Origin of the sequence: Methylomonas rhizoryzae (assembly GCF_008632455.1) — a bacterium.
Classification (GTDB): Bacteria; Pseudomonadota; Gammaproteobacteria; order Methylococcales; family Methylomonadaceae; genus Methylomonas; species Methylomonas rhizoryzae.
This window is the reverse complement of record NZ_CP043929.1, coordinates 2,454,360-2,473,639: the sequence shown is the minus strand read 5'-3', so window position 1 is coordinate 2,473,639 and position 19,280 is coordinate 2,454,360. Positions and strand designations below refer to the sequence as shown.

General features: G+C 53.7%; 19 protein-coding genes. 10 read left to right on the top strand and 9 right to left on the bottom strand.

Annotated elements, in window-relative coordinates; translation table 11 throughout:
• Positions 1–119 precede the first annotated feature (119 nt).
• From F1E05_RS11065 to F1E05_RS11055, 3 genes are all read right to left on the bottom strand, one after another.
• Positions 120–3,257 (bottom strand): bifunctional diguanylate cyclase/phosphodiesterase, encoded by a 3,138-nt coding sequence (locus tag F1E05_RS11065; RefSeq protein ID WP_150048424.1) that lies wholly within the window; start codon positions 3,255–3,257, stop codon positions 120–122.
• A 179-nt stretch (positions 3,258–3,436) separates the two neighbouring features.
• Positions 3,437–3,874 carry a DUF1810 domain-containing protein gene (locus F1E05_RS11060; RefSeq protein ID WP_150048422.1) on the bottom strand — a complete coding sequence of 146 codons (438 nt, stop codon included), beginning with the start codon at positions 3,872–3,874 and terminating at the stop codon, positions 3,437–3,439.
• A gap of 20 nt (positions 3,875–3,894) precedes the next feature.
• Positions 3,895–4,773: an HDOD domain-containing protein gene (locus tag F1E05_RS11055; protein WP_150048420.1), complete on the bottom strand. Its 879-nt coding sequence runs from the start codon at positions 4,771–4,773 to the stop codon at positions 3,895–3,897.
• 72 nt (positions 4,774–4,845) lie between these two features.
• On the opposite strand from F1E05_RS11055, the gene prmB reads away from it, so the two are divergent.
• The 8 genes from prmB to kdsB are packed head-to-tail and all read left to right on the top strand — an operon-like array spanning position 4,846 to position 11,045.
• Positions 4,846–5,775 (top strand): 50S ribosomal protein L3 N(5)-glutamine methyltransferase, encoded by a 930-nt coding sequence (gene prmB / locus F1E05_RS11050; RefSeq protein ID WP_150048418.1) that lies wholly within the window; start codon positions 4,846–4,848, stop codon positions 5,773–5,775.
• 2 nt (positions 5,776–5,777) lie between these two features.
• Positions 5,778–6,866: a chorismate synthase gene (gene aroC, locus F1E05_RS11045; RefSeq protein ID WP_150048416.1), complete on the top strand. Its 1,089-nt coding sequence runs from the start codon at positions 5,778–5,780 to the stop codon at positions 6,864–6,866.
• On the top strand, positions 6,866–8,020 hold the full coding sequence (locus F1E05_RS11040; RefSeq protein WP_150048414.1) for an MFS transporter: 1,155 nt from the start codon (positions 6,866–6,868) through the stop codon (positions 8,018–8,020). Before aroC ends, F1E05_RS11040 begins: the two co-directional genes overlap by 1 nt.
• Before the next feature lie 33 nt (positions 8,021–8,053).
• On the top strand, positions 8,054–8,668 hold the full coding sequence (locus F1E05_RS11035) for a MotA/TolQ/ExbB proton channel family protein (RefSeq protein ID WP_150048412.1): 615 nt from the start codon (positions 8,054–8,056) through the stop codon (positions 8,666–8,668).
• Positions 8,668–9,102 (top strand): ExbD/TolR family protein, encoded by a 435-nt coding sequence (locus F1E05_RS11030; RefSeq protein ID WP_150048410.1) that lies wholly within the window; start codon positions 8,668–8,670, stop codon positions 9,100–9,102. The genes F1E05_RS11035 and F1E05_RS11030 overlap by 1 nt, the downstream gene beginning before the upstream one ends.
• Positions 9,099–10,100 (top strand): tetraacyldisaccharide 4'-kinase, encoded by a 1,002-nt coding sequence (gene lpxK / locus F1E05_RS11025; protein ID WP_150048408.1) that lies wholly within the window; start codon positions 9,099–9,101, stop codon positions 10,098–10,100. Before F1E05_RS11030 ends, lpxK begins: the two co-directional genes overlap by 4 nt.
• Positions 10,093–10,284, top strand: a complete 192-nt coding sequence (locus tag F1E05_RS11020) for a Trm112 family protein (RefSeq protein WP_150048406.1) — start codon at positions 10,093–10,095, stop codon at positions 10,282–10,284. The genes lpxK and F1E05_RS11020 overlap by 8 nt, the downstream gene beginning before the upstream one ends.
• On the top strand, positions 10,281–11,045 hold the full coding sequence (gene kdsB, locus F1E05_RS11015; RefSeq protein WP_150048404.1) for a 3-deoxy-manno-octulosonate cytidylyltransferase: 765 nt from the start codon (positions 10,281–10,283) through the stop codon (positions 11,043–11,045). Before F1E05_RS11020 ends, kdsB begins: the two co-directional genes overlap by 4 nt.
• A 76-nt stretch (positions 11,046–11,121) precedes the next feature.
• Here the strand turns inward: kdsB and galE are convergent, their stop codons facing one another.
• From galE to F1E05_RS10990, 5 genes are all read right to left on the bottom strand, one after another.
• Positions 11,122–12,168: a UDP-glucose 4-epimerase GalE gene (gene galE / locus F1E05_RS11010; protein ID WP_150048402.1), complete on the bottom strand. Its 1,047-nt coding sequence runs from the start codon at positions 12,166–12,168 to the stop codon at positions 11,122–11,124.
• Between the two features lie 18 nt (positions 12,169–12,186).
• Entirely contained in the window at positions 12,187–13,044 is an 858-nt protein-coding gene (gene ttcA / locus F1E05_RS11005; RefSeq protein WP_150048400.1) for a tRNA 2-thiocytidine(32) synthetase TtcA, read from the bottom strand.
• 45 nt (positions 13,045–13,089) lie between these two features.
• Positions 13,090–14,310, bottom strand: a complete 1,221-nt coding sequence (gene fabB / locus F1E05_RS11000; protein ID WP_150048398.1) for a beta-ketoacyl-ACP synthase I — start codon at positions 14,308–14,310, stop codon at positions 13,090–13,092.
• 11 nt (positions 14,311–14,321) lie between these two features.
• Positions 14,322–14,837, bottom strand: coding sequence for a 3-hydroxyacyl-[acyl-carrier-protein] dehydratase FabA (gene fabA / locus F1E05_RS10995; protein WP_150048396.1), 516 nt, complete (start codon positions 14,835–14,837; stop codon positions 14,322–14,324).
• A 350-nt stretch (positions 14,838–15,187) separates the two neighbouring features.
• Entirely contained in the window at positions 15,188–17,185 is a 1,998-nt protein-coding gene (locus F1E05_RS10990) for an alpha/beta hydrolase family protein (protein ID WP_190303110.1), read from the bottom strand.
• 225 nt (positions 17,186–17,410) lie between these two features.
• Between F1E05_RS10990 and F1E05_RS10985 the strand changes: the two genes are divergently transcribed.
• Positions 17,411–18,046 (top strand): helix-turn-helix transcriptional regulator, encoded by a 636-nt coding sequence (locus tag F1E05_RS10985; protein WP_150048392.1) that lies wholly within the window; start codon positions 17,411–17,413, stop codon positions 18,044–18,046.
• A 47-nt stretch (positions 18,047–18,093) separates the two neighbouring features.
• A complete protein-coding gene (locus F1E05_RS10980; protein WP_150048390.1) occupies positions 18,094–18,615 on the top strand; it encodes a PepSY domain-containing protein in 522 nt (173 codons plus the stop codon).
• Positions 18,616–18,756: 141 nt separating this feature from the next.
• Here F1E05_RS10980 and F1E05_RS10975 read toward each other — a convergent pair whose 3' ends face one another.
• The gene (locus F1E05_RS10975; RefSeq protein ID WP_150048388.1) at positions 18,757–18,963 is read right to left on the bottom strand and encodes a hypothetical protein; all 207 of its coding nucleotides are present in this window, start codon (positions 18,961–18,963) and stop codon (positions 18,757–18,759) included.
• Positions 18,964–19,280: the final 317 nt, after the last annotated feature.

Sequence of the window (19,280 nt, the reverse complement as noted above, 5' to 3'; positions counted from 1 at the left end):
ATATTGCACATCTGCCGCTATCTCAATCAAGTTGATGTGAGGCACAGATGCTGCCGGCTGGCGGGGATTTAAGGGCGCTTACGGTATTTCCGCCATCTAAGCAACTAAAAGAAATCCGCTTACGCCGATTGCGGTGTTTGTAATAGTAATTGAAGTTGGTCGGCAGGTAAGGGTTTGCTGAATAGATAACCCTGCATTTCATCGCAGCCTTGCTCGCGCAAATAAGTGTGCTGCTCGGTGGTTTCTACGCCTTCGGCGATGGTTTTTAATCCCAGGCTTTTCGCCATGTTGATGATGGCATTGACTATGGCCCGGTCTTCGGCGTCGCTGCCGATGTCGCGGACGAAAGATCTGTCGATTTTGAGTTTGTAAATTTTAAATTGCTTTAAATAACTTAGGGAGGAGTAACCGGTTCCGAAGTCGTCAATCGACAGGCGCACGCCTAAATCATGCAAACTACCCAGCATGGCAATCGCAGTTTGCGGATTTTGCATGGCAACCCCTTCGGTTAATTCCAATTCCAAAAACGCCGGGGCCAGGCCGATGTCGGACAATAGATTTTCCACCAGTTCGGGTAAATTCGCTTGGCCGAACTGCAGCGCGGACAAATTGACTGCCATAGTCATTGGTGCATACCCCTGATCCAGCCAAATTTTGATTTGGCGCAGGGCGGTCTGCAAGACCCATGCGCCTATCGGTAGTATCAAGCCGCTATCTTCCGCGATGGGGATGAATTCCGCCGGCGACACCGGCCCCAGTTCGGCACTGTCCCAACGCAGCAAAGCTTCCACGCCGATGATGCGGCCGTCGCGCATATCGACTTGCGGTTGGTAACATAGCCGGAACTCTTGATTTTCCAGCCCTCGCCTCAGGGCATTCACCAGCTTTAAATTTCGGCTCGAACGGGCTTCCATTTCCGCACTGAAAAAACGGTAGCTTTGGCGGCCCTCGCGCTTGGCGCAATACATGGCGGAGTCGGCGTTTTTCGCTAGCGTTTCGAAATCTTTACCGTCCTCCGGGTAGAGAGCGATGCCTATCGAAACGGTTAGGGTTAAATCGTATTGTTCGATTCGATAGGGTTCGGACAAGGTAGTCAATAAGGTTTGCGCCAAAATCTTCGCGCCTATGGTTTCGATGTCGGGCAGCAGTAAAATGAATTCGTCTCCGCCCAGACGGGTGGCGGTGTCCTCGGCACGCAGGACTGCCAGTAGCCGATTGGCTAGTTCGACTAACAACGCATCGCCGATACTATGTCCCAGGGTATCGTTTATGGTTTTAAAGTGATCGAGATCCAGAAACATCACGGCCAGTTTTTCACGGTTGCGTTGGGCTAGCTTGATGGCGTACTGGCTGCGATTATCCAGCTGTACGCGGTTCGGCAATCCGGTGAGAGGGTCGTAGTTTGCCAGATAATTGATCCGTTCCACCGCAAGTTTGTGTTCCGTGATGTCCTCGTACATGCCTAAAATGCCGATGATTTCCCGGTCGGCGTTACGTAGCGGTACTTTCGAAGTCCGTAACCATATGGTCTGGCCGTTCGGTGTGGTTTGCTGTTCTTCGAATGAAAGCTTGGCAACGCCGGACGTCATGACTTGCCTATCGTCGGCCTGATACAAGGCGGCTTGTTCACGCCAGCACAATTGGAAATCGTCTTTGCCTAGCAAGGCTTCGGGAGAGTTTTCCCCCGCGTCTCTGGCGAATGCCGGGTTACAGCCTTGATAGCGAAACGACTTGTCTTTCCAAAAGATTCTTACCGGTGCGGTATTGATGATGGTTTGTTGAAGATGGAGCGATTCGGCAAGCGCGATTTCGGTCAATTTTCGCTGAGCCTCGAGTTCGAAGGCGTTCAACGCATAATCGATATCCGAGGTCATTTCCAACAGCAATTTACGAACTGCTTCATCGAATGCATGCGGTTCGGCGCAATACAGTGTCAAAGCGCCGATCACGCAGCCGTTTTTATGCAGCGGCAAACTGGCGGAGGAACCCCAGCCGTAGTTTGTACCGCGCTCCTTCCAGGGGGTTGTCAGCGCATCGTGTTGAAAGTTCTGACACCAAAAAGGTTGGTCTTCCCGCATGGCGGTTCCGGTCGGGCCGCGGCCTATGGCTTCGTTTTCGTCAATCGAGATTTCAATGCCGTTCAAATAGTCCGTACCGCTACCGTAGCAGGCAACCGGTTTGAGCCGGGTACCGCCGGTTTCCAACAAGCCTATCCAGGCCATTTTCATGCCGCCGAAAATGACGGCGTCTTGGCAGATTTGCGGAAATAATTCCTCCTGATTTTCGCAACGCACGATGGCTTGATTGCATTGGCTCAACGCGGCATAGAGTTGAGTCATACGCAAATTCTTCGCTTCGGCCGTTTTGCGCTCGCCGTCGATGACGGCCAGTTGCTCTTGCGTCTGAAGTATCCATGCCATGATGCTGTTTTCCAGGCCTGGGCCGATCCGGATGGCGGAATGCGCATTGGAGCCGCTTAATCGGCTGATTTGTTCGTATAAGGCATCGACCGACCCGCCCAACACGGCGTAAAGCGTGCGATGGATCCGGTAAAGCATGAAAATGGACAATGCGCCGCACAGCACGGATAACGATAGGAACACGAATGCCCTCGATTCGGCGTCACGCACAGCGTTTAATGTGCGTTCAGCCGTTAACTGCTTGAATTCGTGGATAGAGCGCATGATGTCGGCTTTGGCTTGACTATAGTTTTCACTGTGCAACATTAAGCTGGCCGTAATGCGCTGTGCATCCGTGGGCGACGGAGTCGACTCTATGAGTTTCATCGCTTCGAATTCGGTTTGCGTCAATCGGTCGGAACGGTGTTTGGCTTCGGCGAATTTGACGAATTCCTGTTCCGTTAATCCGGCTTGGCGGGACATTTCCAACAAGGAAAGCTTTTTTTGCTCAGGCTCGGGCTTGTCGTCCATTTCAGAGCTTGAATTCCAAAAGCCTTGATGAAAATCGCTTGGGCGGGGTTGTTTGCCGTCGCGGATAGCGAGAATTAGCTGAAAATGCTGTTTGTATATCGGGTTGCCGGTAATCAGGTAGCTGCGTACCGTTCTGGTCAAGTCATCGGAAGACTGGCGCAATTCGTCTGCCAGCAGTAGGGATGAGTAGCGTAGCTCGTTGGCGCGATTGATGTGTTTTTCCGCGAGTACGTAAAGCCCGAATACCAAAGCCGTCAGGATAATGACGCACAAGGTCAACCAAAGGCTACGATAAAATTCGGACAGATTGCTTTTTGGAGACTTCATCGACCAACAATGCAGATAGTAAGCGTACTGATATAGCTTACCTTAGCTGGGTTTTTTCTCGGAATGTTTGTATGGAAAAAGCGCTAGATTTGCACAAATTGCCGTTTCAAACGCTAGTACGGCTATTTGGACTGAAACTTGGGAATAGCGGCGGCGGGGGCTTTGGGGCGCTTGCCGAATCAATCGTCCGCCGACAGGAAGGCGATAGTGTTGGCGTCACTATTTCCGGCGTAGAAAGTCGCCAATATCCGGGCAAAAATGTTGTCCGCTTCGGAAACCGCGGCGAATAAGGTCATCGACGAGCGTAGTTTCAAATCGTCCGGATAACCCATGATGTGGGCGATGGGCTTGCCGGAGTGCTCCAGCAAAGCCGCGCAACATTGGCGCAAGCGATGACCGAGTACGGGGTGAGCCAGATAGGCGATGGCTTCTTGCTTGGAATGGATGGCGTATTCTTGGGCGGTAGGGCTATGGCCAAGGCCTGCTACTTGGGGGAATATGTACCAAATCCAATGCGTGAGTTTACGCCCGCCGTGCAGTTCGCGAAGGGCTCGCTCGTAGCTTGCGGCTTGAGCAGTCAGGAAGCGTTGCAGATGATAGGGATCGTTTGTCTCCACGGCGTGCTGGCTCCGGCGCTTTAATTCAACATCGTCCGAATGCTTTCGATCTCGTCTTTGACTTGATCGAGAATATTGATGCTCAAATCCGCGTCCAGATTGCCGGCGGCCAGTTTTCTGTAGGCCGGCAAATCGTCCATTCGCGGCATTTTTTTCACGTCCACTTTGCCGATGAAACTGTGCAATTGGGAAATCATCACGATGTCGCTATAGGTGGCTTGATCGCCGCTGTTGCGAAACCAATTTTCGGCGTGCACCACCACGTCTTCGAAGTCGGTCGGAAAATCCCATTTGCGGATGATCTGCACGCCGATTTCCGAGCGCAGTTCGCGCACCGTGTCGGCCAAGTCGGTCGGGGAGGTCAAAATGTCGGGTTGGCGGTCCGCATAAGCCAAGATAGGGACGATGCCGATGTCGTGCACCAGGCCTGCCAACATGGCCCGGTCCGGATCGAAGCCGGGGGTTTTGTGCGCCAACACCGCGCTGATCGCCGCCACGTGACTGCTGTGCGACCAAAGTTCCTGCATTTTGCGGCGAATCACCGCGGTTTTGGCGTTGAACACGGCTTTCAGGGCGAATACGGTGATAATGTCTTGGGCGGCTTTCAAGCCCAAACGGGTCAAGGCCTCCGGACAGCTTTCGATTTTTCTCCGGCCGCGGTACAACGGGCTGTTGGAAATCTTGATCAAACGGGCGGTGATGCTGGGATCGGTTTGCACTACGCGGGCGATTTTGTTGCTGTTGGCGGTCGGCTCGTTGATGGCGCGGCGGATCTTGACCGAGAAGTCGGGAATGGTCGGCAAGGCCAGTTTGTCGGACTGCATATATTTGTAGCAATCCAGAAATAATCGGTTTTTCGCCAGTTTGTGTGGGGGGACGCGGGAAGGGGCCTCGGTCATCGCGGTTGCTTTATGCGGACAAGCACTGGGGTTTGGTTTAAAATCGGCCGTTTTTATCGATCGCTAAATCTCATGACCATCACGTCCCCGGATGTTATCACAAGCCTGAACAGCATTAGAGACTATATTCGTTGGGCGGCGAGCCGGTTCGCCGAATATCAGGTGTTTTTGGGGCACGGTACCGTAGCGCCGCTGGACGAAGCGGCCGCCATCGTTTTGCACACTTTGCATCAACCCTACGATTTAGCCGACGCCTATTTGGATTGCGCGCTGAGCATGGCGGAACGCCAGACCGTAGTAGCTTTGGTCGAGCGCCGCATCGTCGAGCGCATTCCTTCCGCCTATCTGACTAACGAGGCGATTTTTGCCGGTTTGCCGTTTTACGTGGACCAACGGGTGTTGGTGCCGCGCTCGCCGATCGCCGAATTGATAGAGCAGCGCTTCGAGCCGTGGATAGACGAAGAATCGGTATTCAACATTCTGGATTTGTGCACCGGTAGCGCTTGCATCGCCGTTGCCTGCGCTTACGCCTTCCCCGAGGCGCAAGTGGATGCCGTCGATTTGTCGCAAGATGCGTTGGCGGTGGCGCAAATCAACGTGCAAAAGCACGAGCTGGACGAGCAAGTCGCGTTGATCCGCTCCGACTTGTTTGCCGATCTGCCGGAAAAACCTTACGACGTGATAGTCAGCAATCCGCCGTACGTAGCGATTAGCGAATGGGAAAACCTGCCGGTCGAATACCACGCCGAGCCGGCAATGGGTTTTACCGGCGGCGAAACCGGTTTGGATGTGGTGTTGCGCATTTTGGCGGCGGCCAACGACTATTTAGCCTCCGAAGGCATTTTGATCGTCGAAGTCGGTAGCAGCGCGCAAACCTTGCAAGACCTGTTTCCCGGCGTGCCGTTTCACTGGTTGGAATTCGAACGCGGTGGCGACGGCGTGTTTCTGTTGACGGCCCGGCAAGTCGCCGAATATCACTCTCTTTTCGCAAGCGCGGTATAAGCATGTCCGGAAACAGCATAGGAAAATTATTCACCGTCACTACCTTCGGCGAGAGCCACGGCCCGGCTTTAGGCGCCATTGTCGACGGTTGCCCGCCGGGGCTGGAATTGTGCGAAGCCGATCTGCAAATCGATTTGGACAGGCGCAAGCCCGGTACTTCGCGGCATACCACGCAACGGCGGGAAGCCGATCAGGTAAAAATTCTGTCGGGCGTGTTCGAAGGCAAAACCACCGGCACGCCCATCGGCTTGCTGATCGAAAACACCGATCAGCGTTCCAAAGATTACGCCAAAATCGCCGAAAGTTTTCGTCCCGGCCATGCCGATTACACCTATCAGCATAAATACGGTTTTCGCGATTACCGCGGCGGCGGCCGTTCGTCCGCCCGGGAAACCGCGATGCGGGTAGCGGCCGGCGCTATCGCCAAGAAATATTTGTTCGAGCAGCACGGGATACGGGTGCGCGGCTATTTATCCCAGCTCGGGCCTATCAAAATCGAGGCTTTCGATTGGGACGAGATTCCCAACAACCCGTTCTTTTGCCCGGATGCCGGCAAAGTCGCGGAGATGGAAGCCTACATGGATGCGTTGCGTAAGGAAGGCGAATCGATAGGGGCCAAAATCGACGTGGTGGCCAGCAAGGTACCGCCCGGGCTGGGCGAGCCGATCTTCGACCGTCTGGACGCCGAATTGGCGTATGCCTTGATGAGCATCAATGCGGTCAAAGGTGTGGAAATAGGCGACGGCTTTGGCTGCGTGGCTTCCAAAGGCACGCAATTTCGCGACGAAATCACCCCCGAGGGTTTTTTGAGCAATCATGCCGGCGGCATCCTGGGCGGCATTTCCACCGGTCAGGACGTGGTCGCACATATTGCCTTGAAGCCGACCTCCAGCTTGCGCCTGCCCGGCCGCAGTATTAACGTAAGGGGCGAGCCCATCGAGGTGGTGACCGAGGGCAGGCACGACCCCTGCGTCGGCATCCGCGCCACGCCGATTGCCGAGGCGATGGTGGCTATCGTGCTGATGGATCATTTGCTCAGGCACAGGGCGCAGAACCTGCACGTGGCCAGCGGCTTGCCGATACTGCGCTGATGGCCTTGCCGTATTGGCGCTTATCCGGCTTCTACTTCTTTTATTTCGCCGCTTTAGGGACTTACTTGCCCTATTGGGGCTTATATCTGAAGCAGAACGGTTTCAGTGCCCGGCAAATCGGCGAAATCATCAGTATTTTGGTGGCGACCAAAATCGTTGCCCCGTATTTATGGGGCTGGCTGGCCGATAAAACCGGTTCCTGTCTGCGACTGATTCGCTGGAGCAGCGCCTTGTCCGCCGTTAGTTTTGCCGGATTTTTGTATACGGTCGATTATTACTGGGTGGCTTTGGTTACCTTTTGTTACAGCATGTTCTGGAATGCGACGCTGCCGCAATTCGAGGCGGCCACGCTGCTGCATCTGCAGACGGAACCGCAGCGCTACAGCCGGGTTAGGCTGTGGGGATCGGTGGGTTTTATCGCCGCGGTGCTCGGCGTGGGCGGCTTGTTGGAGTTCGTTCCGGTGCACACGCTACCCGCGGTGATTTTGGCCTTGTTGGCGGCTAACTGGTTGACGGCCTTATCGATACCGGAGGTCGTAGCAAACGTCAAACATCAAGATCAAGGCAGTCTATGGCAGCTGTTGTGGCGCCCCGAAGTGCTGGCGTTTTTCCTGGTTTACCTGCTGTTGCAAATCTCGCACGGGCCGTATTACGCGTTTTATTCCTTGTACTTACAGCAATTTCACTATAGTACTACCTGGACCGGGCTATTGTGGTCTTTAGGCGTGGCGGCGGAAATTCTGTTGTTTGTATGGGTGGCCGGCATATTGAACTATCTGTCCTTACGCCGTTTGCTATTGATAAGCTTAGGATTGACGGTGTTCAGGTGGTGGCTGATCGCCTATTACCCAAGCAATTTGCCCTGGGTTCTGATCGCTCAAACCTTGCATGCGGCCAGTTTCGGCATCGCCCATGTGGTCGCCATGCAGCTGCTTCGGCACTATTTCGGCGCCCGCCATCAAGGTAAGGGCCAAGCTTTATATGCCAGCCTCAGTTTCGGGCTAGGCGGCATGATCGGCAGTTTTTACAGCGGCTACTGTTGGGAGCGTTTGGGCGGCGGCTCGGTCTTCGTGATTGCCGCGTTGGCGGCCGGCGTAGGTTTACTGGTGGCCTATCTTGGGGTCGGACGGCAAAAAGTCCCGGCATTGGGTTAAAATCATAGGCTTAGCATAAGAGGATAGTGATAGGTGTTCGAAATCGTAAAAAGCGGCGGCTGGATGATGCTGCCACTGCTGTTGTGTTCCATTGCGTCTATGGCCATTATCGGTGAACGTTTCTGGTCGTTACGCCGCCGGCGCATTATTCCTGCGGAGCTGGTGCCGTATATTTGGCAATTGCACCGGGAAAACAAATTGGACGACGCCACCGTACGCCGCATTAGGATGAGTTCGCCGCTGGGGCGGGTATTGGCCGCCGGTTTGCTGAACCGGAAACACGGCCGGGAAATCATGAAAACCAGCATAGAGGAAGTCGGTCGCCAAGTGGCGCACGAGCTGGAACGCTATCTGAATTTATTGGGCACTTTGGCGGCGGTGACGCCATTAATGGGCTTGTTGGGTACCGTGGACGGCATCATCCGGGTATTTTCCGACATCGCGGTCGGCGGCATGGGCGACCCGGGCGTATTGAGCGCCGGTATTTCCGAAGCCTTGATTTGTACCGCTACCGGTTTGACTGTGGCCATCCCCAGCTTGTTTTTCCACCGTTATTTCGAGAGGGTAGTCGACGATAGAGTGATTCATCTGGAAGAAGAATCGCTACGTCTGATCGACATCATGCAAGGCCAGCGCGAGGACGTTTGATGGATTTTCGCCGCAAGAAACGCGCGCCGGTGGATATCAATCTGATACCGATGATAGACGTGTTATTGGTGTTGCTGTTTTTTTTCATGTTGGCCACTACCTTCCGCCACCACACCGATTTGAAAATCAACTTACCGGAAGCCGGCGGCGAAGATAGCGAATATGCCGGGAAAACCGTCAATTTGTTCATAGATGCCCAAGGCCGTTACGCATTGTCGGGCGACGACGGCAAGCCGCAACTGCTGCCGGAGCAAAGCCCGGAAGGCTTGAAAAATGCCTTGGCCCGGCTTCCGGGCGAAGCCGGACAATGGCCGTTCGTCATCAACGCGGACGGTAAAACCCCGCACCAAGCAGTGGTCAGCGCGTTGGAAGCCGCCAACAAAGCCGGCTTCAAGCATGTAACCTTTGCCATCAACCCGCCGGAAAAACTATGAAGAAATCCCTGACCCGCTGGCTGGAAGATGCCTGGTACAAGGAAATGTATGTTTCCGCCTGGTTTATGCCCTTATCGATGTTTTACGTGGATGCGATTCGGTTGCGGCGTTTCTTGTATGCCAAAGGCTGGCTGAAAAGCGACCGCTTGCCGGTGCCGGTGATTGTAGTCGGCAATATTACGGTGGGCGGTACCGGCAAGACCCCGCTGGTGGTCTGGCTGGTCGAATGTTTGAAGCGGCAGGGTTATACGCCGGGCGTGATTAGCCGCGGTTATGCCGGCAAGGAAGAACAGCAGCCCAAGCCGGTGACTGCCGATAGCGACCCGGCCGTAGTCGGTGACGAAGCGGTTCTGCTGGCGCGCCGCTGCAGCTGCCCGGTCGTGGTCAGTCCGGATAGGCCGGCCGCCGGCCGTTATTTGTTGGCGCATCATCCCTGCGATATCATCGTTTCCGACGACGGCTTGCAGCATTATGCACTGCAACGCGATATCGAAATTGCGGTCATCGACGGCCAGCGCCGCTTCGGTAACGGCTATTGTTTGCCGGTCGGGCCGCTTAGAGAACCGCAAGAGCGCATCAAACAAGTCGATTGGGTCATCGTCAACGGCGGCGGCGAATTGCTGGAAGGCGAACTGCCGATGCAATGCAGTGGCCGGGAATTGGTCAATTTGCAAAGCGGCGAACGCAAGGCCTTGACGGAGTTTGCCGGTCAGACCTGCCACGCGGTGGCCGGCATAGGCAATCCGCAACGTTTCTTCCAAAGCTTGCTGGCCGCGGGCTTGCAATGCAGCGCGAAAGCCTACCCGGACCATTACGCCTATACCGCCGCCGATCTGGCATTTAAAGACGGCCGCCCGGTCATCATGACCGAAAAAGACGCGGTCAAATGCGCACCGTTCGCTGGCGCTCAGCACTGGTATCTGCCGATAAGCGCCGAATTGCCCGCCGAATTTTCCGACAATCTATTGTCTTTATTGAAGAGCAAACGCCATGGATAAAAAATTACTCGACATACTGGCTTGCCCGTTGTGCAAAAGCCCGCTGCTTTATCGGCAACAAGAGCAAGAATTGATTTGCAAAGCCGATAATTTGGCTTTTCCCATCCGCGACGGCATACCGGTGATGCTGGAAGACGAAGCCCGCCCATTGAGTTTCGAAGAAGCCGACGCTTTGCGCCAATGACTGCGTTTAAAGTCGTCATTCCGGCCCGCTACGCCTCCACCCGCTTACCGGGCAAGCCGTTGCTGGACATTGCCGGCAAGCCGATGATTGCCCACGTCTGCGAGCGGGCCGTGCAGGCGCAAGCCGAGCAAGTCGTGGTGGCTACCGACGACAGCCGCATCTTCGATACCGTGTCGGCTTTGGGAATTAAGGCGGTGATGACCGATCCCAATCATCAGTCCGGTACCGAACGCATTGCCGAAGTGGCACAGCGTTTGGCCTGGCGGGCAGACGACATCGTGGTCAATCTGCAAGGCGACGAACCCTTGATTCCGCCCGATTACATCCGTGACGCCGCGCAGGCGTTGGCCGGCCAGTCAGCGGCCGGTATTGCCACCTTGGCGGCTAGGATTGGCGACGCGGAGGAAATTTTCAATCCCAACGCAGTCAAGGTGGTATTGGATAAAAACGGTTACGCCTTGTATTTCAGTCGGGCGCCGATACCGTGGAATAGGTCGTCTTTTCCCGCCCATCCTGCAATAAACAACAGTAAGATGCCGTATTTGCGGCATATCGGCTTGTATGCATACACCGTCGGTTTTTTGCAACGCTACTGCGAATGGCCGGCGTCGCCGCTGGAAAGCGTGGAAGCGCTGGAACAGCTGCGCATCTTGTGGCACGGCGAAAAGATACTGGTCCGGGTGGTGGATAAAACTCCGGAAGCCGGGGTCGATACCGAAGAGGATTTGTGGCGAGTAGCGTTGAGCCTGGGGCAAATTTAACCGCCTGGCTTTGCATCTGGCGCACTCTGCCGGTTTAAGCCGGGCCGGTGCCGGCAAAGCCTATATCGAAAATCGCTTAGTCGAACCCGTTGGGGTTTTGGCTTTGCCAGCGCCAAGTATCCTGCATCATTTGCGACAGATCCCGTTCGGCCTTCCAGCCTAACAAGCGTTGCGCACGGGATGGATCGGCGAAACAAGTGGCGATATCGCCGGATCGGCGCGCGGCGATACGGTAAGGAATGGGTTTGCCGCTGACTTCGCTAAACGTGTTGAGCATCTCCAGCACGCTATAGCCGTTACCGGTGCCCAGATTGAATACCTCGCAAATGCCGGTGTCGAACGGCTGCTTGAGCAGGAATTGCAAAGCTTTGATGTGTCCTTGCGCCAAATCGACGACGTGAATGTAATCGCGCACGCCGGTGCCGTCCACCGTTGGATAATCGTTGCCGAAAATCGAGAGCTGCGCTAGTTTTCCTATCGCCACTTGGGAAATATAAGGCATCAGATTGTTGGGAATGCCGTTCGGATCTTCCCCGATCAAGCCGCTGCTATGTGCGCCGATAGGATTGAAATAGCGCAACAGAGTCATTTGCCAGGGCCGATCGGTTTGCTGTAAACCATCGGCGGCACTCGTGTCGCGTAAAATATCCTCGATGAACAATTTGGTGCGGCCGTAAGGATTGGTCGCTTGTAACGGAAAGTCTTCGCTTATCGGTACCTGATGAGGGTCGCCGTAAACCGTGGCGGAGGAGCTGAACACCAAACGCTTTACCTGGTGCGCCGTCATCGTCTCCAGCAACACCAAGGTACCGGTGATGTTGTTGCCATAATATTTCAGCGGAATTTGACACGACTCGCCGACGGCTTTCAAACCGGCGAAGTGAATGACGGCGTCTATCGAATACTCGGCAAATACCTTATCCAGCGCATCGACGTCGTTAATGTCTATTTGATGAAAGGCGACGGTACGCCGGGTGATGCGCTCGATTCTGCGCAGGGATTCTATTTTACTATTACATAAGTTATCGACTACGACGACTTGGTAGCCGTTTTCCAACAGTTCGACGCAGGTGTGACTACCTATGTAACCGGCACCGCCGGTCACCAGAATTGTAGGTTGCATTGCGGATGCCCATGGTTGTTAGCGTTCTAGTATGTCCAGGCCGGGTTCGTCCGACGGAATGCGTAGCGCCGCAAAATCCGGGTCGACTGACAGGCCGGCGAAGTCGAATAAGCCGGTATCTAACATTTGCGATGGGGCGATATTTTGCAGGCTGGCAAAAATCGTTTCCAACCGGCCCGGAAATTGTTTATCCCATTGCGCCAGCATGTGTTTCATCGCGGTGCGCTGCAAGTTTTCCTGCGAGCCGCATAAATTGCACGGAATGATAGGAAATTTCTTAAACGCGGCAAAGCGGTTGATGTCTTTTTCCCGGCAGTAGGCTAAGGGCCGAATCACGATGTTTTGTTTGTCGTCGCTAAGCAGTTTGGGCGGCATGGCCTTTAATTTTCCTGCATAAAACATGTTCAGGAAAAAGGTTTCCATGATGTCCTCGCGGTGGTGGCCCAGCGCGATTTTAGTAACCTCATGTTGTTTCGCGAATCCGTATAAGGTACCTCGCCGCAATCTGGAACAAAGGCTGCAGGTGGTTTTACCTTCCGGAATGATTCTTTTGACGATGCTGTAGGTGTCGTGTTCGATGATGTGAAACGGCACGCCGATGGCGCTAAGATATTCCGGCAACACGTGCTCAGGAAAACCCGGCTGTTTTTGATCCAGATTGACGGCGATGATCTCGAAACTGACCGGCGCGGTTTTCTGTAAATTCAACAGAACGTCCAGCATCGTGTAAGAGTCTTTGCCGCCGGACAAACACACCATCACCTTGTCGCCGTCTTCTATCATGTTGTAATCGGCTATGGCTTCGCCGACGTTGCGTCTCAGGCGTTTTTGCAGTTTGTTGAACTGGGTGCGGGATTTTTGTTCGAGTTCGCTCATGCTGGCAGAGTAGGGCGGCCGGAACGAAAATCCGGCCGACAAGGGTTAACCGTTATAACGCTGAAATATCAGGGTGGCGTTGGTGCCGCCGAAACCGAAGCTGTTGGACATCACGGTGTTTAGCCTGGCGTTTTCGCGGTATTCGCGCACGATAGGAATGCCGTTGGCTTCGGAATCCAATTCGGTGATGTTCGCGGAAGCGCTTAAAAAGTTTTCCTGCATCATCAGCAAGGAATAAATCGCTTCGTTAACCCCGGCGGCGCCAAGCGCGTGGCCTGTCAGGGATTTGGTCGAACTGACCGCCGGCACGTCGCCAGCTCCAAAGACCGCCCGCAACGCTTCCAATTCGCGCATATCGCCCACTGGGGTGCTGGTGCCATGTGCGTTGATGTAATCGATCGGGTCCGATACGGTTGACATTGCCATTTGCATGCAGCGAATCGCGCCTTCCCCGGAAGGTTGCACCATATCGTATCCGTCCGAGGTGGCGCCGTAGCCGACCAGTTCCGCGTAAATTTTGGCGCCGCGGGCTTTGGCGTGTTCGAGTTCTTCGATCACCAAAACGCCGCCGCCGCCCGAGATCACGAAGCCGTCGCGGCTGGCGTCATATGGGCGGGAAGCGGTTTCCGGCGTGTCGTTGTATTTAGACGACAAAGCTCCCATCGCGTCGAACAATACCGACATGGTCCAATGCAATTCTTCGCCGCCGCCGGCAAACACCACGTCTTGTTTGTTGAGCTGAATCAGCTCCATCGCGTGCCCTATGCAATGCGCGCTGGTGGCACAGGCCGAGCTGATGCTGTAATTGACGCCCTTGATTTTAAAAGGGGTTGCCAGACAAGCGGTATTGGTGCTGGACATGGCGCGAGTCACCATGTACGGCCCGACTTTCTTGACGCCTTTGGAACGCAAAATGTCCGCCGCATCCACTAAATTGGAGGTGGACGGGCCACCGGACCCCATCACCAAGCCGGTGCGAATGTTGGAGACTTCGCTTTCGGCAAGCCCGGAATCGGCAATGGCTTGTTCCATGGCCAGATAGTTGTAGGCGGCGCCGTCGCCCATGAAGCGTTTGATTTTGCGGTCTATCGCCGCATCCAAATCGAGATTGATCGGCCCGTGCACATGGCTGCGAAAGCCCATTTCCCGGTATATGTCGGCATGGACTATGCCGGAACGGCCGTTGCGCAACGAATCGATTACCTCGTCGCGATTATTGCCGATGCTGGAGACTATACCTAAGCCAGTTACAACCGCGCGTCTCATAAGGTGTATCCTCAAAAGTCTTGTGTAGAGGTGAACAGTCCGACGCGTAAGTCCGTGGCCTCGTAGATCAGTTTGCCGTCGACATCCATGGTGGCGTCGGCTATCCCCATGACCAACTTGCGCAAAATCACCCGTTTCAAATCGATTTTGTACGTTACTTTTTGTGCGCTGGGCAGCACTTGACCGGTGAATTTAACTTCTCCGCAGCCTAGCGCTCTACCTTTGCCGGGGCCGCCCATCCAGCACAAATAGAAGCCGATCAGTTGCCACATCGCATCCAGGCCGAGACAACCGGGCATCACCGGATCACCGAGAAAATGGCAATCGAAGAACCACAGATCGGGTTTGATATCCAGTTCAGCAATAATTTCACCTTTGCCGTATTTGCCGCCTTCGTCGGAAATATGGATGATGCGATCCATCATCAGCATCGGCGGCATGGGCAGTTGCGCGTTGGTCGGGCCGTACAATTCGCCGCGGCCGGACATCAATAATTGGTCGCGCGTGAAACTATGCTGTTTCTCCATCTAACTATTTACCTGATTCAAAAGCTGAAAACACTACCCATTATCCAATAGTCGGGTTAAAAAATCAGCTCGAATTTTATTTGCCGAGGATGACTTATAGTGCCGGACTTAATATAAGCTTATGGTTTAAATATAATTTTTCCGTGTTCGCCGGATAGAGGCGATGGAATTGATGAGTTTATGGGCGCTATGGTTTCTGCGCAGGCAGTAGGAATTTGACCGGTATTGATTTGGCGCTTGGCGAAATAGCCGGCGAAAATTTTAGGCCGCCGGTCAATGCGGGCAGCGGAGACGATTAAACTCGCGTATCTTTGCGCAGGCATATCCTTTTTAGAGTTCGGCATTAGCCCCTAATTGAAACGATGTAAAAATTTATCCATTTCGGAGAAAAAGCGGGTACGGTCGGCTTCGCGGCTTAAATAATGATCGCCTTGACTTAACTCCAGATAGACCAGATCCTTGAAACCGGCGCTTTCCAATGCATCGACCATGTCTCGCGAATGCCCGACATGCACGGTCCAATCGTCGGCGCCGTGCGCCAACAAAAGCGGGGTGCGCATGCGGCTTGCTTGTTCCAGCGGAGAGGTTTCTTTCAAGCGGGTTCGGTCGGACCACCAACGGCCCAACGCATGTTCGGCCTGCTCGGAACGTAAGCGGTGATCCTGCCAACGCATGTCGCTCCATTCCTCGATTAAGTGCCGCAAATCGGTAACCGGGGCGAAACTGATCGCGCATTGGTATAATTCGGATGTTTTGATTGCGCCCATCAGCGCGGCGTAACCGCCGTAGCTGGCACCTACGATACAAATCCTGCCGGGCGTTGCCAGACCTTGCTCCAGCAGCCAATGCACGCCGTCGCTAATGTCGTCTTGCATTGCCAGGCCCCAACGCCGAAAGCCGGCACTTTCGAACTCGCGGCCGTAACCGGCCGAGCCGCGAAAATTCAACTGCAATACCGTCCAGCCCCGGTTTGCAAAAAATTGCGTCCAAATGTCGAAGCCGTGGCTGTCCCTAGACCAAGGGCCGCCGTGCGGAAAGACGATGGCAGGGCTGACGGCGTTAATTCGCGTCGGTCGGGTTAAATATCCCTCCAATTCCAGACCATCCCGGGTTTTGAAATGCACCGATTGAGATTGGGCCAGGGTTTGCCCGGACAATAAGGGATAGGCGTCTATCAGCTTACCCATTCTGTTGTTGCCGGAATCCAGCCAGTAATAGCCGGGCGCCTGCGCGGCGCTGGAGGATACCAGGATGTGTTGAGATCCGGCGCTGCTGATGATGGTATTTTCCCGATCGGGCAGGGCTGTGTCGATGGCGGTTTGCAGATGGCCGGCATGCGGATGCCAATAAACAGTTTTCTCGGTGTCCGCCGTGTAGCGAATGCCCAATACTTGATAGCCGGCCGCGGAGTAAACCAATATGCCATTAACGTCGTATTTGCTATCGGCATAGACAAGTTCCATAGCAGACTGGGGGGCAGACACCCGCATTTTGAATACGGCAGCTTTGCCTTGATGCTGTTTGGTTACGTACAAGGCCTCGGGATTTTCATCGAAACCTAGCGGAGCGATGGCATCGCCGCTTAGGGCGTCGAATTCGAACAAGGTTTGCCAGTCGCTTTCGTCGTTGGTTCTATGCACGACGCGCATGGTTTTGCTGCCGACAATGCCGATGCCGATACGGACACGGCCTTGTAAATCCGCTAGCCAGCGCCGTACAAACCCGGGATTGCCGGCTACGGTTTTCCGCTCGCCGCTGTAAACGTCCAGGCGGTACATGTCGGGAGCGCCGGGTTGCCGTTGGTCCAGTGCCAGTAAAATATGGCGGTCGTCTTTCGGAATCAGCGCATACGTGTCTTGAAATTGAGGAATGTGAAATCTGCCGGCGAACGAGGGGATGTTGATTTCTACTAAATCGCTTTTCAGCTCGCTGCCGTCGAGGTTGACGGCAAACATTCGGGTTTGGATAAATTTTAGATCGGCAGCGTGGTCCGGATACCAGACGCTGACTAACAGGCGCCGATCATTGACCCAGGTAAAGCCGCGGATGTGGTATTTGTCGTTATCGGTGCTCAATACCACGCACGAGTTACGGCCGCTGCGATCTTGGGTCACTAATGCGCTATGGCCTTCGGTGTTTTGAATAAATGCGGTGTAGTCTCCGCTTGGAGATAGCGCTAAATTCTGGATCAACGGTAAAGCGGCGAAGGCTGTAAGCGGTAATTCACCGTTTCGCAAGGGGACTTCCGGTACAAACTCCTCGGAGACGCGAGCAACCGGACCGCTACAGTTTAAGGATAAGATGGCCAATAGCAAAATCAAACTGCCTCTAGCCGCAAGGCCGTGCATCAATACCTCCATTTTGTAGCCGGGTGCAGGCTTAACTAGTAAATAAGCTAATTCTATCAATATATCGCGCCGGCTTGAAAGCTAAAGGGTTTTGAAGCGATCGAACTTTTTTGTCGCAGCCAACGGCTGGTTTCCGCGTTATTGCTGATTTCTGCAGTACCGATTGGTTAAACGCAAGACACGAGCGGATACAATCTTATTCCAAGTCATGGCGGAGAAAGCATCTTGGAAAATTTGCATGTGGATTTGTTAGTGGTAGGTGAAGCTTTGGCGGAAATCGGCCTGACAGTTAACGATTTCCTACCTGCCGGTTTGGTCGTCAAAGTGATGGAGCGGTTCGATTTGAGAGAGTATTCCACGCATTGCGTGGATTTGCTACTGTTGTCCAGCCGGGATCAAGCACAGTCAATAGACTATATAGATCAATGCCGCGCATTGCGGCCCGAATGCGCAATCGCGGTGGTGCTGTCGAACCCGATAGCTGACGCGTTATGGTTTTTAAGGCCAGGCGTATATGCCTTGCTTAATGGTGAAAAAAGCCTGACCGAATTTATGCTGGTCAAAGAAACCGTTGCTCGGCAGCGTTTGCATGTCGACCATAGCATTGCCCAGCCTTTGGCCGTTAGGCAGATCAAGCGCTTATTGCTGCCGTTCGAATGCTTAAGCTCCAGAGAATTCGATGTGTTTTGCATGTTGGCCGATGGATGCTCCTTGCAACAGATTGCCGAGTTTTTGCAGATCAGTCGTAAAACGGTTTCAAACTGCCAGACTCAAATCAAAATTAAATTAGGGCTGGAAACCAAGCCGGACATGCGGCAATTCGCAAAAACTCATGGCTTGATAAGCGACAAGCAGGTATGATTCCCGAAAAACAGGAATTTTTCCTTTTTCTTTATAGGAGACTCGTCATGAATAAAGCATTATTGATGGGTGCAATCACCCTGGGTTCGGCATTGACTGTTGATGTGTTCGCTAGCGGTGACGCGCTCGAAGCATGTATCAAGGCTGTTCAGAAAACCAAGTCCGGAAGCTTGCTTAAACTGGAAAAACTCGTTACAGGCGGTAAAGGTGCTTATGAATTGGAATTGCGCGACGCCGACGGCAACGAATGGGAATTTATCTGCGCTGCCGACAGTGGAAAAATTACCGAGACCGAAAGCGAGGTCAGCGATCCCAATTCACCGGCATTTAAAAAGAATCTTAAGATTGGCGAGCAAGAGGCTATGGCCATTGCGTTGAAAGCTTATCCGGGTAAAGTCGAGGAAGTTGAATACGAGGTGGAGGAAAACGGGTCGTCCTCTTACGAGTTCGACATTTTGGACAGCAAAGGCATGGAAACCAAGGTGGAAGTGGATGCTGCCAGCGGTAAAATCATTGAAGTTGCTGTCGAGGAATGGGAAGTTGGCGAAGAGTCCGACGAAAAGCGTTAACTCAATTCACCGTTTTGAAAGCAGGCTGGATGCAATCGAGTCGGGCCGGTTAGTCATTTACGTCCGATTTTGGTTTAGCAGTTACAAATCCGGGTAGCCGGGGTTGAGCGCATTAAAAATCGGACGTAAATTTCGGGCTAGTTAAGCCGTATAAAATGCGCTTGCGCATTCAGGACAACCATTCACCTGTTTGTATGTTTGACCGGCCTTTTTCAAGGCACTGCCGCAATTGGAAATAGAGCCCAAGTAACGAATCGTATCTTGTGCGGGCAAATGACTGCAGGTGGCAAAATGCACCACATGATCACCGTTAGATTGCGGATTGAGTTCGACGTAAAATTCAGCCATGTCATGTTCCTCTTTTTTGTCTTATAGAAGCGGGGCAGGATTTCGCAGTCAGCTAATATCGCCAACTGCGCGCCGGTGTTGCTTACCGTTTCGCACTTGCGCTAATCAGCAAACTGCCGGCAATCCTCGACTGTATTTGAGCAATAGCTATGCCATTGCATTTACCAATCAGCCGGCGCGAGGGAAACCTAGGCGATATTGGCGGCTTGGCTATATCAGTCGACGAATCGAACTATTTTCAACTCAAATAACGCGCATTTCTTGTGGAGTTTGCGACAATTTCCGAGTGGCCTGGTAGGGAATACTTCAAAACCACA